The organism is Pseudomonas sp. CNPSo 3701 (genome assembly GCF_028674975.1).
Taxonomy (GTDB): domain Bacteria; phylum Pseudomonadota; class Gammaproteobacteria; order Pseudomonadales; family Pseudomonadaceae; genus Aquipseudomonas; species Aquipseudomonas straminea.
In genome coordinates this window covers 994,743-1,011,616 of sequence record NZ_JAQZSI010000001.1, presented here as the reverse complement: position 1 = coordinate 1,011,616, position 16,874 = coordinate 994,743, and the positions used below count along the sequence as shown (strand labels likewise).

General features: G+C 65.6%; 13 protein-coding genes. 4 read left to right on the top strand and 9 right to left on the bottom strand.

Translation table 11 applies throughout. The features are described from left to right. Positions 1-26: 26 nt before the first annotated feature. From mreD to mreB, 3 genes are all read right to left on the bottom strand, one after another. Positions 27-515 carry a rod shape-determining protein MreD gene (mreD, locus tag PVA39_RS04530; RefSeq protein ID WP_093504224.1) on the bottom strand — a complete coding sequence of 163 codons (489 nt, stop codon included), beginning with the start codon at positions 513-515 and terminating at the stop codon, positions 27-29. Further along, entirely contained in the window at positions 515-1,456 is a 942-nt protein-coding gene (gene mreC / locus PVA39_RS04525) for a rod shape-determining protein MreC (RefSeq protein ID WP_443200934.1), read from the bottom strand. The genes mreD and mreC overlap by 1 nt, the downstream gene beginning before the upstream one ends. 129 nt (positions 1,457-1,585) lie before the next feature. Further along, positions 1,586-2,623: a rod shape-determining protein MreB gene (gene mreB / locus PVA39_RS04520; RefSeq protein WP_013792778.1), complete on the bottom strand. Its 1,038-nt coding sequence runs from the start codon at positions 2,621-2,623 to the stop codon at positions 1,586-1,588. 328 nt (positions 2,624-2,951) lie between these two features. Between mreB and gatC the strand changes: the two genes are divergently transcribed. The 4 genes from gatC (at position 2,952) to PVA39_RS04500 (ending at position 6,634) form a co-directional block, all read left to right on the top strand. Further along, on the top strand, positions 2,952-3,239 hold the full coding sequence (gatC, locus tag PVA39_RS04515; RefSeq protein WP_013792779.1) for an Asp-tRNA(Asn)/Glu-tRNA(Gln) amidotransferase subunit GatC: 288 nt from the start codon (positions 2,952-2,954) through the stop codon (positions 3,237-3,239). A gap of 15 nt (positions 3,240-3,254) precedes the next feature. After that, positions 3,255-4,706: an Asp-tRNA(Asn)/Glu-tRNA(Gln) amidotransferase subunit GatA gene (gene gatA, locus PVA39_RS04510; protein WP_274123010.1), complete on the top strand. Its 1,452-nt coding sequence runs from the start codon at positions 3,255-3,257 to the stop codon at positions 4,704-4,706. An 11-nt stretch (positions 4,707-4,717) separates the two neighbouring features. Next, complete coding sequence (gatB, locus tag PVA39_RS04505; RefSeq protein ID WP_274123009.1) at positions 4,718-6,166, top strand: Asp-tRNA(Asn)/Glu-tRNA(Gln) amidotransferase subunit GatB; 1,449 nt, start codon at positions 4,718-4,720, stop codon at positions 6,164-6,166. A gap of 66 nt (positions 6,167-6,232) precedes the next feature. Continuing rightward, the gene (locus PVA39_RS04500) at positions 6,233-6,634 is read left to right on the top strand and encodes a septal ring lytic transglycosylase RlpA family protein (protein WP_093504228.1); all 402 of its coding nucleotides are present in this window, start codon (positions 6,233-6,235) and stop codon (positions 6,632-6,634) included. Positions 6,635-6,838: 204 nt separating this feature from the next. Here PVA39_RS04500 and PVA39_RS04495 read toward each other — a convergent pair whose 3' ends face one another. From PVA39_RS04495 to PVA39_RS04470, 6 genes are all read right to left on the bottom strand, one after another. Then, positions 6,839-7,699: a LysR family transcriptional regulator gene (locus PVA39_RS04495; protein WP_274123008.1), complete on the bottom strand. Its 861-nt coding sequence runs from the start codon at positions 7,697-7,699 to the stop codon at positions 6,839-6,841. 89 nt (positions 7,700-7,788) lie between these two features. Further along, on the bottom strand, positions 7,789-8,919 hold the full coding sequence (locus PVA39_RS04490) for an HPP family protein (protein WP_274123007.1): 1,131 nt from the start codon (positions 8,917-8,919) through the stop codon (positions 7,789-7,791). A 331-nt stretch (positions 8,920-9,250) separates the two neighbouring features. After that, on the bottom strand, positions 9,251-10,051 hold the full coding sequence (locus PVA39_RS04485; RefSeq protein WP_274123006.1) for a YfaP family protein: 801 nt from the start codon (positions 10,049-10,051) through the stop codon (positions 9,251-9,253). Positions 10,052-10,055: 4 nt separating this feature from the next. Next, the gene (locus PVA39_RS04480) at positions 10,056-11,711 is read right to left on the bottom strand and encodes a DUF2300 domain-containing protein (RefSeq protein ID WP_443200933.1); all 1,656 of its coding nucleotides are present in this window, start codon (positions 11,709-11,711) and stop codon (positions 10,056-10,058) included. Next, a complete protein-coding gene (locus PVA39_RS04475; protein WP_274123004.1) occupies positions 11,704-16,233 on the bottom strand; it encodes an alpha-2-macroglobulin family protein in 4,530 nt (1,509 codons plus the stop codon). Before PVA39_RS04475 ends, PVA39_RS04480 begins: the two co-directional genes overlap by 8 nt. After that, positions 16,230-16,868 (bottom strand): DUF1175 domain-containing protein, encoded by a 639-nt coding sequence (locus PVA39_RS04470; RefSeq protein ID WP_274123003.1) that lies wholly within the window; start codon positions 16,866-16,868, stop codon positions 16,230-16,232. The genes PVA39_RS04475 and PVA39_RS04470 overlap by 4 nt, the downstream gene beginning before the upstream one ends. Positions 16,869-16,874: the final 6 nt, after the last annotated feature.

Sequence of the window (16,874 nt, the reverse complement as noted above, 5' to 3'; positions counted from 1 at the left end):
CTCGCAATCAGGCGCTACAGCGCGGTTCAGTTGACTCGCATGCGCCGGTGCACGGCACGCAGCAGGGTGCACACCCAGGGCCAAAGCAGCGCGCTGACCAGAGCCGGCAGCACGAAGGCCAGGGTCGGCGGGCGGTTGCCAGTCAGGGCGTTGAGCCACAGCTGCACCAGTTGAGCCACGCCGAACACCACCAACAGCACCATGCTCTGCTGCCACATGGGAAACATGCGTAGGCGCTGATGCAGGCTGAGCACCAGAAAGGTGATCAGGGTGAGGATCAGCGCGTTTTGCCCCAGCAACGTGCCATTGAGCACGTCGGCCAGCAGGCCGATGCAGAAGGCGCTGGTCATGCCGATGCGGTGCGGCACGGCCAGCACCCAGTAGGTGAGAAACAGCGCCAGCCACAGCGGTCGGCCGATTTCCATGAAGCGCGGCATGGCCGATACGCTGAGCAGCAAGGCCAGCACCAGACTGGCCCAGATCACCCAAAGGTTGCTCGAACGGGACGCGATCATTAGCGGGGCTCCTCACCGTTGGGTGGCTCTACGGGCTGCACCTCCGGTGGCGGCGCCTCGACCGGTGGGGCGTCTTCGATCGGCGCTTCGGCGTCAGGACGGTGACGCGTCTGGCGGTCGACCTCTTCCTGAGCCTCCGCTGACTCGGCAGCACGCTGCTCCGGCGAACGCGGGTCGGTGAACACCAGCAGCATGTAGCGGGTGCGATTGAGGTTGGCGGTCGGCACGGCGCGGACGATGGCGAACGGCTGACCGGAGTCGTGCACCACCTCGGTCACCGTGGCCACCGGATAGCCGGCAGGGAAACGCTGGCCAAGACCGGAGCTGACCAGCAGATCGCCTTCCTTGATGTCGGCGGTATCGGCGACGTGGCGCAGCTCGAGGCGTTCGGGGTTGCCAGTGCCGGTGGCGATGGCGCGCAGGCCGTTACGGTTGACCTGCACGGGAATGCTGTGGGTGGTATCGGTGAGCAGCAGCACGCGGGAAGTGTAGGGCATCACCTCGACCACCTGGCCCATCAGGCCGCGGGCGTCGAGCACCGGTTGGCCGAGCACCACGCCGTCCTTCTCGCCCTTGTCGATGAGAATGCGGTGGGTGAAGGGGTTGGGGTCGATACCGATCAGCTCGGTAGCCAGCACTTCATCGTCGACCAGCGCCGAGGAGTTGAGCAGTTCGCGCAGGCGCACGTTCTGTTCGGTCAGCGCGGCGAGCTTCTGCAGGCGGCGCTGCATCATCAGCTGTTCGGCTTTGAGTTTCTCGTTCTCGGCGGCCAGCTCGTTGCGCGAACTGAGCTCCTGGGTGGCGCTTTCCCACAGGTTGACCGGCAGGCGGCCGAGCCAGTAGACCGGCTCGACGATCAAGCCGAGCTGGCTACGCACCGAGTTGAGTACGGTCAGACGAGCATCGACGACCATCAGAGCGGCCGAAAGCACGGCGAACACCAACAGGCGTACACCGAGCGAAGGACCTTTGGCGAATAGCGGCTTTATGGCGATTACCTCGTAGCCTGCCCGGAAGCTGCATGCGGCGCGATGGTAGCTTCCGAGCTGCTGCAGCGTGAGGCGTGCGGCTTATTCGGTGGACAACAGATCCATGCTGTGACGATCCATCATCTCCAGCGCCTTGCCGCCGCCACGGGCGACGCAGGTCAGCGGGTCTTCGGCGACGATCACCGGCAGGCCGGTTTCCTGGCTCAGCAGCTTGTCGAGGTCGCGCAGCAGCGCGCCACCACCGGTCAGCACCAGACCGCGCTCGGCGATGTCCGAAGCCAGCTCGGGCGGCGACTGCTCCAGGGCGCTCTTGACCGCCTGGACGATGGTTGCCAGGGATTCCTGCAGCGCTTCGAGCACTTCGTTGGAGTTCAGGGTGAAGCTGCGCGGCACGCCTTCGGCCAAATTGCGGCCACGTACGTCGACCTCACGGATCTCGCCGCCCGGGTAGGCGGTGCCGATTTCCTGCTTGATGCGCTCGGCGGTGGATTCGCCGATCAGCGAACCGTAGTTGCGGCGCACATAGGTGATGATGGCTTCGTCGAAACGGTCGCCGCCAACCCGTACGGATTCGGCATAGACCACGCCGTTCAGGGAGATCAGTGCGATTTCAGTGGTACCACCACCGATATCGACGACCATCGAACCACGGGCTTCTTCGACCGGCAGGCCGGCACCGATGGCAGCGGCCATCGGCTCTTCGATCAGGAACACTTCGCGGGCACCGGCGCCCAGGGCGGATTCACGGATGGCGCGGCGCTCGACCTGAGTCGACTTGCACGGCACGCAGATCAGCACGCGTGGCGACGGCTGCAGGAAGCTATTTTCGTGAACCTTATTGATGAAGTACTGCAGCATCTTTTCGCAGACGCTGAAGTCGGCGATCACGCCGTCTTTCATCGGGCGAATGGCGGCAATGTTGCCAGGAGTACGACCGAGCATGCGCTTGGCGTCGGTACCGACAGCGACGACGCTCTTCTGATTGCCATGGGTACGAATGGCGACGACCGACGGCTCGTTCAGGACGATGCCGCGCTCGCGTACATAAATAAGGGTATTGGCAGTGCCCAGGTCAATCGACAGATCGCTGGAAAACATGCCACGCAGTTTTTTGAACATGGGATAGGGACCCTAGGCAACGCGTGGTAAAGATCGGCGCAAGAAAACACGCAGGTAAAAAAGTGCGGCAAACTCTAACAACGGCAGGGATTTTGAGCAAGGCACCAATATGTTAGATTGCCTGTTTTTCCGCGGCCTTGAGGCATCTTTCACACGGGTGGCGACAGCACTGAAAAGCTGTCATGCGCTACCGGTAACTGCCCCAAGCCGCACGTCGCCGCCTTAGACCGCCAGCCAAGCGCATCCGTTCCCTGCCACCTGTGCACGGGTACCTGCCGATACGCGCGCTGGCGACCGCCTGGCGGCCAGTTTTCAAAGGGAGAACCCGATGGCGCTTGAACGCTCCGAGGTGGAAAAGATCGCACACCTGGCCCGCCTGGGCCTGAGTGACAGTGAACTGCCACAGACCACCGCAACCCTCAACAGCATTCTGGGCCTGATCGACAACATGCAGGCGGTCGACACCACCGGCATCGAGCCCCTGGCCCACCCGCTGGAAACCACCCAGCGCCTGCGTGCCGACGCCGTTACCGAAGCGAACCAGCGCGACGCCTATCAGGCCATCGCCCCGGCCGTGGAAAGCGGCCTGTACCTGGTTCCCAAAGTCATCGAGTAAGGAAAGCCTTCCGCCATGCATCAATTGACCCTGGCCGAGATCGCCCGCGCACTCGCCGACAAGCAATTCTCCTCCGCCGAGCTGACCCAGAGCCTGCTGAGCCGCGTCGAGCAGCTCGATCCGCAGCTCAACAGCTTCATCACCGTCACCGCCGACCAGGCCCTCGAGCAGGCCAAGGCCGCCGACGCCCGCCGCGCTGCGGGTGAAAACGGTCCGCTGCTCGGCGCGCCGATCGCCCACAAGGACCTGTTCTGCACCCAGGGCGTGCTGACCAGTTGCGGCTCGAAAATCCTCACCGGCTTCAAGGCGCCCTACGACGCCACCGTGGTCGACAAGCTCAAGGCTGCCGGTACCGTCAGCCTCGGCAAGCTGAACATGGACGAGTTCGCCATGGGCTCGGCCAACGAATCCAGCCACTACGGCCCGGTCAAGAACCCCTGGGACACCAGCCGTGTACCCGGTGGTTCCTCCGGCGGCTCCGCGGCTGCCGTGGCGGCACGGCTGATTCCGGCCGCCACCGGCACCGATACCGGCGGCTCGATTCGCCAGCCGGCCGCGCTGACCAACCTCACCGGCATCAAGCCGACCTACGGTCGGGTGTCGCGCTGGGGCATGATCGCCTACGCCTCCAGCCTCGACCAGGGCGGCCCGCTGGCCCGCTCTGCCGAGGATTGCGCCCTGCTGCTCGGCGCCATGGCCGGTTTCGACCCGAAGGATTCGACCAGCGTCGATCAACCGGTCGATGACTACCTGGCCGCCCTCGCCCAGCCACTGGCGGGCCTACGCATCGGCCTGCCCAAGGAGTACTTCGGTGCCGGCCTGGACGCGCGCATCGGCGAGAAAGTCATGGCCGTGGTCGAGGAGCTGAAGAAGCTCGGCGCCACCGTCAAGGACATCAGCCTGCCGAACATGCAGCATGCCATCCCGGCCTACTACGTGATCGCCCCGGCCGAGGCCAGCTCCAACCTGTCGCGTTTCGACGGCGTGCGTTTCGGCTATCGCTGCGAAAACCCGAAGGACCTGCAGGACCTGTACAAGCGTTCCCGTGGCGAAGGCTTCGGCGAGGAAGTGAAGCGCCGCATCATGGTCGGCACCTACGCGCTGTCCGCCGGCTACTACGACGCTTACTACATCAAGGCCCAGCAGATCCGCCGACTGATCAAGAACGACTTCGTGGCGGCCTTCAAGGACGTCGACGTGATCCTCGGCCCAACCACGCCGAACCTGGCCTGGAAACTCGGCGAGAAGAACGCCGACCCGGTCTCCGCCTACTTTGAAGACATCTACACCATCACCGCCAACCTGGCCGGCATTCCCGGCCTGTCGATGCCGGCCGGCTTCGTCGATGGCCTGCCGGTGGGCGTGCAGTTGCTCGGCAACTACTTCCAGGAAGGTCGTCTGCTCAACGTCGCGCACCAGTACCAGCAGGTCAGCGACTGGCACAAACAAGCACCGAGCGGATTCTGAGGAACACTTTTATGCAATGGGAAACCGTCATCGGGCTCGAGATTCACGCTCAGCTCAGCACCCAATCGAAGATCTTCTCGGCCAGCGCCACCACCTTCGGTGCCGAGCCCAACACCCAGGCCAGCCTGGTCGACCTCGGCATGCCCGGCACCCTGCCGGTGCTCAACGCCGAGGCCGTGCGCATGGCCTGCCAGTTCGGCCTGGCCATCGACGCCGAGATCGCCGAGCGTAACGTCTTCGCGCGCAAGAACTACTTCTACCCGGACTTGCCCAAGGGCTACCAGACCAGCCAGATGGATCACCCCATCGTCGGCAAGGGCTTCCTCGACATCACCCTGGAAGACGGTACCGTCAAGCGCATCGGCATCACCCGCGCGCACCTCGAAGAAGATGCCGGCAAGAGCCTGCACGAAGACTTCCAGGGCATGAGCGGCATCGACCTGAACCGCGCCGGCACGCCGCTGCTGGAAATCGTCTCCGAACCGGACATCCGTTCGGCCAAGGAAGCAGTGGCCTATGTGAAGGCCATCCACGCACTCGTCCGCTACCTGGGCATCTGCGACGGCAACATGGCCGAAGGCTCGCTGCGTTGCGACTGCAACGTGTCGGTACGCCCTAAGGGCCAGGCCGAGTTCGGCACGCGCGCCGAGATCAAGAACGTCAACTCCTTCCGCTTCATCGAGAAAGCCATCAACCATGAAGTGCAGCGCCAGATCGAGCTGATCGAGGACGGCGGCAAGGTGGTGCAGGAAACCCGCCTGTACGATCCCAACAAGGATCAGACGCGCTCCATGCGCAGCAAGGAAGAAGCCAACGACTACCGTTACTTCCCCTGCCCGGACCTGCTGCCGGTGGTGATCGAGCGCAGCTTCCTCGACGAACTGCGCGCCGGGTTGCCCGAGCTGCCGCCGCAGAAGCGCGAGCGTTTCGAGAGCCAGTTCGGCCTGTCCACCTACGATGCCAGCGTGCTCAGCGCCAGCCGCGAGATGGCCGACTACTTCGAAGCCGTCGAGAAGACCTGCGGCGACGCCAAGCTGTCCGCCAACTGGGTGATGGGCGAGCTGTCCAGCCTGCTCAACAAGGACGGCCTGGAGATCGAGCAGTCGCCGGTGTCCGCCGAACAAATGGGCGGCATGATCCTGCGCATCAAAGACAACACCATCAGCGGCAAGATCGCCAAGATGGTCTTCGAAGCCCTGGCCGCCGGTGAAGGCGCAACGGCCGATGAAGTGATTGAGAAGAAGGGTCTCAAGCAGGTCACCGATTCCGGCGCCATCGAGAAGATGCTCGACGAAGTGCTGGCGGCCAACGCCGAGCAGGTCGAACAGTACCGCGCCAGCGACGAAGCCAAGCGCGGCAAGATGTTCGGCTTCTTCGTCGGCCAGGCCATGAAAGCCTCCAAGGGCAAGGCCAACCCGGGGCAAGTGAACGAACTGCTGAAGAAGAAGCTCGAAGGTTGAGCGATTTGAAAACGCCGGGATTGCCCGGCGTTTTCATGTCTGATGGATGGCAAAGGGAGAAGAGCAATGCGAGGACTGTCGATTGTGCTGGTGCTGTTCAGCCTGCTGCTCGCCGGCTGCAGCACGCCCCGTGGCGGCCTGCCCTATGGCAGCTATGACAGCAGCGTGGCAGGCGACTACCGCGCTGAAGGCAAGGCCTCGTATTACGGCCGCGCGCACCACGGCAACAAGACCGCCAGCGGCGAGCGCTTCGACCAGAACGCGCTGACCGCCGCACACCGCACCCTACCCTTCGGCACCATGGTTCGGGTTACCAACCTCGACAATGGCCAGAGCGTGGTGGTGCGCATCAACGACCGAGGCCCCTTCGCCCGCGGGCGCATCATCGACGTGTCGCGCAAGGCGGCCGAGTCGTTGGATATGCTCAAGACGGGCGTGGCGCCGGTGCGGGTGGAAAGCCTGAAGTAAGACGGAGGGGTTGCTCATGATCTCTCAGGCAGCTTAAAGGACTGCTACAAAACAAAACCGGACATCGTTGCTTACCTGTGGGAACGGGCCATGCCCATGATTTTTTCGCGGGCATGGCCCGCTCCCACAGGTGGGCCTTATGGCTGCTACCGCCACTTCGCAGGCAAAGCGCTGAACTTCAACCTGAAAATCGTGAGCAGACGCCTACAACGCCGGATCCCAGCGCTGCGACCAGTCGGTATCTTGCGCGGCGATCTCGCGCAGCAGCTCGAAGCTTTGCTGCAGGGCTGCCGAATCCCGCTCGCGGGAATACACCAGATAGGTCGGGTAGCTGAACTCTGGCGCCCTGGGCACCCGCTCCAGTACCTTCTTGTCCAGGTAGCTCTGCACAACGCGCGTGCGGAAGTAGCCCGAGCCGCCGTGCTCCAGGATGTATTGCAGGGCCAGCGGCCCGAGATTGAAGGACACCGGTGCCCGCGCCTTGTCCGGCAGGGCGCGGTCGTGCTGGGCGCGGAAGCTGTCGCTCCAGTCGATATAGACGTAGGGCTCCGGGTTTGCCGCACGGACCAGAATCAGCTTTTCCTCGAGCACCTGCTCGACCTGCACGCCGGCCCAGTAGGTGGGCTGGTAGACCAGCGCCGCGTCCATCACGCCCATTTCCACCTGCCGCAACAGGCTGGCGCATTCGGCCACCTGGGCGCGCACCGCGTAGCCGTCGACGCCCTCGCGGATGGCGCTGACCCAACGCAGCATCAGCGGATTGCACAGGCTCACCTCGCCGCCGATATGCAGCACGTTGTGATAACCGTCCGGCAACGGCAGGTCGTGCTGCGCGGCCTCCCAGGTCTGCTGGATCTGGTTGGCGTAGGTGACGAACGCCTCGCCATCGGGCGTCAGCCGCGCGCCAGCGCGATTGCGCACGAACAGCGTGCTGCCCAGATGACTTTCCAGCTTCTGGATACGCGCGGTGATCGCCGTCTGGGTGACGTGCATGCGCTCGGCGGCGGCGATGAAACTGCCGCTACGGACGATTTCCAGAAAGGTACGGGTAAGGTCGATATCCATGGTCGCTGGGCCAGCCCGATTGGCGCTGGCGATTCCTCAAGCCTGATCCGGCGCCCAGTGTACGGGCGCGCGGCGGATCATTCGATGCTTCAATCGAGGCGCCTGAGCAGATCGCGGTGCAGCGCGGCGACCAGGTCGGTCTGGGTAATCACCCCGACCAGCCGGCCCTCGTCGAGCACCGGCAGGCAATGCAGGCCGTCGTCGGAGAGCAGCGCGATCAGGTCGACGACATGGGTATCGACATCCACCGTGCGCACCGGCGCCGTCATCAGCTCGCCCAGCACCTGTTTCTTCTGCAGGCCGAGAATCGCCCGCAGGTTGAAGCTATTGGCGCGCGTGGCGCTGACCAGATCGACCAGGCTGACGATACCGACCAGCCGCCCGGCGTCGAGAATCGGCAGCGCCTTGAGGCCGTGATGGGTCAACAGGTACAGGCCCTTGGCGACCGCCGTTTGCGGCGTGGCGTGGATCAGGTCGCGGGACATCATCTGCCCGGCACGGATCTCGCCCATGCTGCGGCGCAGCGCGTGCTTCTCGGTGCTGCGCACGATCAGCTCAAGGTCTTCACGGGTGATGTCGACGAAGGAACCCAGTTCGTCGAGGGCGTAGTCCAGGTCATCGGCATTGATCCCGGCGCGCTCGCTCGGCAGTGGGTCGCGGGTGTGATGCACCGCAGGCGTGCCGGGGTGCGGGCGCGGATACGGCACGCGGGTCAGGTTGTTGTAGAGCAGAGCGCAGGCCAGGAGGCCGACGCCAGCGGTCATCGCCGCCAGCGCCGGCTGCCAGAATGGCTCGCCCGGCAGCGGTGTGGCGAACACCATGCAGAAGGCGATGGCCCCGCCCGGCGGATGCAGGCAGCGCAGCGGGCACATCAATAGCAGGCTCAGGCCCAGGGCCAGGGCCGCGCCGAGCAGGCTGTGATCGACGAAATGGGTGATCGTCAGCGCGACCACGCTGGCGCACAGGTAGCTGCCGAGAATCGACCAGGGCTGGGCCAGCGCCCCCGAAGACACAGCGAACAGCAGCACGGCCGAAGCCGCCAGGGGGCCGGAGAAATGTACCGCCATGTGCAAACCGAACAATTGGCTGCACACCCAGGTGCTGAACAGAAACCCAGCGGCAGCGCCAAAGGCGGCGCGACTCCATTCACGAGGGCGGGTATGCAGGGCGTCAGGCAGAAAGGCGGAGAGCCATTGGGGGAAATGCGCGTGGGACTTCATCGCTACCGTCGAAAAGATCGAGCCTCTCAAATGAGAGGCCCGCTGGGACCGCTGGAAGCGGCTTGCAGGAGCATCCGTCCCTGGATGATGTACTCGTCTGTTTGCAACCTTGCCCGCCCCGGCAGAGAAACCGTGGCGAGCAATGGAGCAGAGTGTGACGAACGGCGATAACGCGATCAAACGAATAATAATGAAGGATGGATAAGCTTTTTTTGATACTAAAATGACACGCATCACGCCTGTGGCCCGGGTTGAGCGCAGCGATATCCGGGGAACCGAATCCTGGGTATCGCTGCGCTCAACCGCAGGCTACGTATGATCGGCTGTGCCTTTACGGATAGCTGAAGCTTTTTACCAGGGTCAGCTCGCCCGGCGTGCGCATCGGCACCAGAAAGCTCTCCTGCTTCTCGTTGACCGTGCCCTCTTCGGTAATCAGGGTGATCTGCCCGGTGGTGAGGATCTGCTCGGAGTTGCCCTCGCCTTCTTCGTCGTAGCTGTAACCGCCGCCGTAGTAGTTCACGTAGACCAGGTACCGGCCCTTTAGCGGCGTGGGCGAGGCGATCATTTCCGGGCCGTAGCCGGTGGTCACGTCGACATCCAGGGCAGCGCCGTTGGCCAGCGAACGATTGCCGTACCACACATGCTCGCCATCGGGCGTGACCAGGTGCAGGTCCAGGTCGGTGTTGTCGCTGTCCCACGACAGCACCACGCGCAGGCGCGCGGGGGTTTCGCCGCTGCCATTGTTGTAGAACTGCACGCGCCGACGCTGGCTGCCATCCGGGCTGCGCACCTCGACGTTGTTGCTGCCGGCCGGGAACACGAACGGGCGGTCGAAGCCGCCGTCCTCGTCGATCTTCAGCGGCATGCTGGTGCCGTTGACCACCAGGCGACCCGGCGCCCTGCTCTCGTCCTTGCGCAGCGCGCTGATCGCACCCTTGATGCGTGCGGTGTCGGCCTGGTTGGCGGCGCTGTTCACCGAAGAGGCCGGGTAATTGACCTCCTGCATGAACTGCGCGCCGTCGCCACCGCCGACGCGCCAACCGCTACGTGGCGTGTCGAGTTTCACCTCGGCCAGCGCGCACAGCGGCAGCAGGGTCAGGCAAAGGGCGATACGAGGGGTAATCAGGGCCATGATGTCATTCCAGTAACAGGGTGCGGGCGAGGCCTTCGACGTAGGCCTCGTCCTGTCCATTGGGGTGGGCGACGAACGCCAGGTGCAGGTATTCGTGGGTCAGGTCGAGGCGATCCTGCAGGGGGAAGAAGCCGCGCACGAAAATGCGCTGCCGCTCACGATCCACATAGGGCCGCCCGGAAGCCAGTTGGCAAACGGTGAACTGCTGAATTTCTTCATACCCCGGCTCCATGTCCAGGCGCGGGCGCCAGTCGCGGCGCTGCTTGCGCAGCCACTGCTCGGCAGCGACCAGCGGCTGGCAGGCGGCCACGGGCTTGTCCCAGCGGCTCAGGGTGGCACGCGGGAAGGCGCGAGCAAGGATGGCGTCGTAACGCAGGCCGTTGTTCGCCTGCTCGACCGCTTGGCTCCAGGCCAGACGATCAGGCCCCGGCTGGGTGCTGTGATAGGTCACCGGCGTACCGGCCAGCACCAGGTCGGCCGTCCACGCGGCGATATCCTTGGCGCCCTGGCTGGCCGGGCGCGGCGCCACGCGCTGGCTGGCGCTGCTGTCGTCGATGCGCAGGCATTCGCCACGGCGACCGGCGCTCTGCAACAGGTAGGTGCGCGCAGCGATGGCCAGTGCCTTGGCGGCCTCGGCGGGCTGCGCCGAGGCCTCTCGATCCAGCACCCGGGCCACGTAGTCTTCGCGCTGCAGATGGGCAGTGAGCTGCTGGCCCTCGTTCGTACGTTCGAGAAACAGCTCGCCGTGGCTTTCGATGGGCAGGCGGTTGCCATTGGCGAACTCGACCTCGTAGCGCCCGTTTAGCACACCCGGCTCCACGGCCACCTCACTGCCCTCGCGCCGCAGCTGACGCAGGGGATAACGGGCGAATAGGCGCACCTCGACGCAACTGCCGGCCTCGCTTGGCCAGGCCGCTGGCAACACCTGACCGAGCGCTTCGGCATGCCGCTTGAGCACCATCACGCTGGTGCCCGAGCCGCCAGCCCAAACGGGCGTGCCGTCGGCCAGCCAGCCGGCGAAACCACCCTGGCGCGCCTGGGGATCGTTATCGGCCAGCCAGCTCCAGGTCTTCACCCGCAGGCGGCTGCCCAGGGCGCTGACGGTCGAACCGTCGCCGTTCAGTACCACGTCCAGCAGCACTTTGCGGGCATCGGCCTGAGCGGGCAATTGCGCCAGCTGCAGAAGCAGTTGCTGAACCGAGACACGGGTCGCCGGCGCCAGGCGCTGGCGCTCGCTGATCCAACTCGGCGCCTTGCGGGCCTGCCAGTAGTGCGACCAGTCGCTCTGATCCAGCTGCAGGTTCTGCTGCTCGAAATACAGGCCGCAGGATTTGACCAGCGCCTGGTCCCGGTCGATGTGCTCGCCGGGGTTGCAGCAGTAAACCTCTTCCTTGTCCTGCCCGCGGCACTGATAGCCGTTGTCCGGCTGCCCGGTGTCGACCAGATAGGCGTAGACGAACAGCTTCCACAGGCTGCCCAGCGGCGCCTCCAGGCTGTCGGGCAGGGCTTCGCGAATGAGTAGCCGCTGCCCATCAAGGCGCAGCAGCTCGCTGCCGTCAGCCCGTTGCCAGGCCAGCGACAGCGGCGCTTCGCTGGCTATCGCTGAACCGCCGAGGGCGGCCAGCAGGGCTAGCGAAGCGAGCAGGCCGTACTTACTCAACGGTTACCTTCTGCAGGGCTGGCTCCGTTTCCAAAGCCTGCTGACCAGGCGCATAGAGGCGGACGTAGCGAGCCGGCGGCAGCACGAACTCGCCCTTCTGCGAGAAGCGCACCAGGTGGCGCAGCACCAGCTCGCCTTGCAGGGCGTCCACCGGCACCGCGTAGCTGAGTTCGCCCGGCTCGTTGCGGGCCTTTTCCAGCGCCGCGGCTTCATCGCCACCCAGGCCGCTGACCTGGATGCCCCAGGTGGTGCGCTCCACATCGGCGCCCGGCGGCAGCGGCACTTCCAGCATGCCGTAGCGCAGGGTCTGCTCGCCTTCGCTGCTAAGGGTCACTTCGTCCAGGTACAGGTCGGCGCTGGATATCTCGTCCTTGCCGACTTCCTCGGCACGGAATTCGAAGGCCTTTTCGCCAGGTACCAGCCGCAGCAGACGACGCTTGAGAGTGACCGGCACGTTGCTCGGCGCAGCCTGGGCGCTCTGGTAGTCGAGGCGTACTTCGCTCGGCTGATCCAGATCGCCGGCCACCTGCAGGGCCTGGGGCGGTTGCACGCCGGTCCACTGCCAGTAGTTGTCACCGCTGGTGCCTTCCACGGCCTGCCAGTCGCCCTCCAGCGCCAGCGTCGGCTGGGCACTGCGCAGGTCCAGCGACGGCTGCAGCCAGGTCAGCGCCAGGGCGCGCTCCAGGCCAGCCTGGGCCGGTGCCAGCTCGCCGAGCAGACGCTGGGCGCGCTGGCGATCCGGGCCATTGAGGTACAGGCCGACGGCCGCCACGAACGGCGACTGGCTCTCGGCCAGGCGACGACGGGCGCCATCGAGTTGTACTTGCAGCGCCTCGGCCACCGGCACGTTGTTCTGCTGCGCCAGGCGCACGCCCATCTCGCGGGCAATCGCCAGGCCCAGGGCCGAATCCGGCGCTGCCATCACCAGGCTGTCGCCTTCGCCGAGCACCACTTCCTCGCCTTCGCCCGCGGCGGCCAGGTCATACACCAGGCCTTCGAGCAGGGTTTTCACCGGCAGCCCCATGTCGCGGGCGAAGGCCAGGATCAACGCACGCTGCAACAGCGGCGTTTCCGGGGCGCGCTTGGCGTACAGCTCCAGCACGCGCTGCCAGTGCTCGGGCGGCAGTGGAATGGCCAGGGCGCGGCTGGCGTGCCAGTCGGCGTAATAGGCATAGGTGGTCAGGAAGGCGTCGCCATCGGCATCGCCGCCCCACCAGGTGAAGGTCGCTTCGGGCCCGGCCATCTGCACCAGGCGCAGGCGGCTGTTCTGCATGATCAGGCGCAGACGATCCTTGATGCGCGGCTCGCCGGCGGCCAGTGCAGGGTAGGCCAGGCTCAATGGCAGCAGGCGGCTGGCGGTCTGCTCGACGCCGCCATAGGGGTAGTCGAGCAGGTCGTCCAGCGCGGCGTTGAACAGGCCCGCGCCGCTGTCGGCCACGCGCAGTTGCACTTGGCTGGCATCGGCCGGCAGTTGCAGCGGCGTGCTGCCTGGGAACACCGACAGGTGCTCGCTGCGCACCTGCTGCCAGCCGGGCGCGACGGTGCTCAGCTTGACGGCCAGGGCGTCGGCGACCTTGTCGGCCTGGCGCAGCTCGGCGCTGAAGTCGCCAGCGGCGATCACCGCCTCTTCGACCGGCAGATAGTTGATGCCCTTGGCCAGCGTCACCTCGCGGCGCTGCTCCTGCTCGCCATGACGGATCAGCAATTCGGCCTTGGCGCCCTCTTCGCCCTGGTTGAAGGCGAACAGGCCCAGCGCCGGCTTGTCGCCGACGCGGAAGCGGCTCGGGCCGCTCCACTTCAGGTACAGCGGTTTTTCCGAACGCACGAACTGGCGCTTCTGTCCGACTTCGCCCTCGGCGCTCACCGCCCGGGCGGTGATGCGCCAGCGGGTCAGCGAGTCCGGCATGCGGAAGCTGAAGCTCGCCTTGCCGTTGGCATCGGTGACCAGATCCGGCTGCCAGGAGGCGGTGTCGACTTCCTCGCGGCGCGGACGCTCGAGCACCTTGACGCCGCGCTCGCTGCGGTTGGCGCGGCCCGGTGCACTGGGCATGCCCGGCAGGGCCAGGTCGTAGCTGATGAACGACAGGCTGGCGCTGGTGCGCACGTTGTTGCGGCGCGGGTGATAGAAGAACTGGTCGATGCCCGGGGCGATTTCCGGTTGCAGGGCGTAGATCATCTCGTCCACCACGCTGACCGTCAGGCGCGTCGGCATCGGTTTGCCTTCGAACAGGGTGCTCAGCTCGACGGTGACCAGCTCGCCCGGTTGCACCACGTCCTTGTCGACCTTGATGGCGATGTCGATCTGTGGCGTGGCGACCTTGATGCCGGCGTTCTGGAAGCTGTAATCGCCGCCGCGGGTGTACAACGCCGAGAAGGTGATGTTCGGCGAGAAGGTCTTGCCGACCGGAATCCGCGCGCGGTACTGGGTGTCGGACAAACGCTCGAGCTTGAGCCAGTCGCCGCCCTTGGAGAGCAGCGCAGTGGCCTCGACCTTGTCGCGCTCCAGGGTCAGCAGCGCGTCGCTGACCGGCTCGGGAAAGGTGATCAGCGCCTGGGCTTCGTCGCCGGCCTGGTACTCGGCTTTATCGAGCACGATCTCGATGGTACCAGCCACCGACTTGACGCCCTCGCCGCTGACCGAATGGCCGGTGGCGCCGAGGATCAGGCCGCTGTCATCCTTGAGGGTGATGCTGTAGGTGCCGGGGCGCTCGAAATTCAGCTCGAAGCCCTTGGCATCTGCCGCCAGCTCGCCGTTGCCGGTGCTCTGATCTTCCAGGCGCACCCACTCGTAGCGGGCCGGTTTGCGCTCACTGGCGCCCTCGCTCTGATAGGTGAAGTTCACCGCCTGGCCGGCCGAACTGAAACGCTGCGGCGCGCCCAGGCGGTAGCGGGCGGCGCCGCGCTCGATGAGAATTTCCTTGCTGGTCTTGACCCGGTAGGCGGCGCCATCGCTGGCGAACACGCTGAGCAGGTAGCGGCTCGGCTTGTCGGCAGCCGGCAGGTCGAGCGCCGCGCGGCCCTGGCTGTCGGTGCTGACTTCGCTGCTGGCCAGCTCGACCGGGAACTGGCCGAGGTACTGCAGTTCGTTGTCGACCATCGACAGCTGCTGGGCACGCAGGCTCAGCTGCACCCTGGCGTTGGCCACCGGCTTGCCGTCCGGGTAGAGCAGCACCAGGGCGCCCTTGACCGGCTCGCCGGTGCGGAAGTCCGGCTTGTCGAGATCCAGTGACACTTCGAAGTGCGGCTTGATGTACTCGGCGACGCGGAAGGCGCTGCTGTACAGCCCGTCGCGGTAGCCGAAGCGCAGCTCGTAGCCGCCGGCCACGGCGTTGTCCGGCAGCTGGAAGCGAGCCTGGCCGCCACGGGCGCTGTCGAAGTCGAGCTTCTGGGTTTGCAGCACGGTGCCGTTGGCGTCGAGCACGCTGAGGCTGATCGGCGCGGTGCCGGCCGCGACGGATTCGCGGGCGTTCTTGAACTCGCGGCCGACGATCTTCACTTCCACCCAGTCGCCAGGGCGGTACAGCGGGCGGTCGGTGAAGGCGTACAGCTTGGTGTCGTAAATCTCGCTGTCGTAATAGAAGTTCTCGGAAACGAACACGCCGCCGTCGGCGTCCTCACCGATCACGTAGGAGCGCTCCGGGCTGGCGTGGCCCAGGCGCAGCAGGCCCTGGGCGTCAGTCTTGCCGCTGGTCATCACGCCCACGCCATCGCTCCACAGCAGCTTGGCGTCGGCTACAGGGGTGCCCTGGTGCTTGTCGGCCGTCCAGACCAAGAGCTCGCCGCCGGCGATCTTGCTGACCGCCACGGTGTTGGAGACGAACACCACGGTGGTGGCGCGGTACTTGCCGATGATCGCTTCAGCCAGATACAGGCCCGGTTTGAGCTTGCCCAGCGGCACGTAGACGTTGCCCGAGGCGACGCTGACGAAGTTGCTCGACGAGCCGGACAGGTCGACGCCGGCAGGCGGCTCGATGGGCTTGGCTTCCCACAGCGGGTAGCGGAACTCGGCGACCAGCGGCAGGCCCTTCATCGGCGCGAATTGCACCTGCGGGGTGTACTCGGTGGGCGCGGCGATGGCGTTGCCCATCTTCAGCTCCGGCGCCTCCTCGGTGACCTGCTTGCGCGACTCGTAGGAGAAGGCGCGCTGCATCACCCGGCGGGATTTGCGGTACCAGTTGTCCCACAGGTACGACAGGGTGTTGGACAGCCCCTCGCCCTTGAACTGGCCCTCGGCGACCACGCGGTGCAGGTTCTTCTGGCGCTTGAGGAACTCCAGCGGCTGGTCGATGCGGTACAGGCGCATGTCCACGCCGCCGTAGCCTTCCATCCGATAGCGGCGGTAATCGCGACCCGGCGCCTCGAGGCGCACAGTGGCCACTTCATCGGCGGCGAAGCTCGAGTCGGCGAGCAGGAAGAACGACTCGCCGGCCAGCGGCGTGTAGCCGCTGGCCGGCACTTCGTCTTCGGCGTGAGCGGCCAGGGGCATGAGCGCCAGCAGCGCGACGGCGAGCAGACGGTTCATCGCGCGAGGAAATTCAGCCGATAGATGCCGATAAAGTTGGGGTTGGCGTCGTCGGGTATCCATCGGGTGTCCTTCCATGTCATGAGTTGTTGCAGGCTGACGGCACGCATGCCGTTATCCGTGGGAGTGGTGGTGCCGGTGTGGTAAACGATGTCGCGGCCCATCCAGATCATCAGGTGCTGGTCATCGCCCTGGTCGAAGAACATCAGGTCGCCGGGGCGCGCCTGGTTCAGGTCGCGACCGACCAGAACGCTGTTGAACTGGATCATCTTGATCGCGTTGACGTAGGGGCCGCGCTTGCCGCCGCCCTGCTCCCAGTTCTGCGCCAGCGTGCGTTGCGCGTCGCTCAGTTGCAGCTCGGGCGGCAGGTAACGATTGGACAGGCCATTGGCACGCAGCCACTTGGCGTCGTGCACCTTGAGCGCTTCGTTGGCGGCGAAACGCACCAGGCCTACGCAATCCTGCTGATACCAGCGCGGGCTCGGCCCCTGGCGCAGTTGCTCCTGGGCGATCCGCACGAACCAGGCGCGAAAGATCTGCGACTGCTCGGGATCGAGGCCGGGCGCCTGCTCGGCCCGGGCGCACAGGCCAAACGCGAACAGCGCCGCAGCAAGCAGCACGCGCCAGGCCGGCATGGCCGT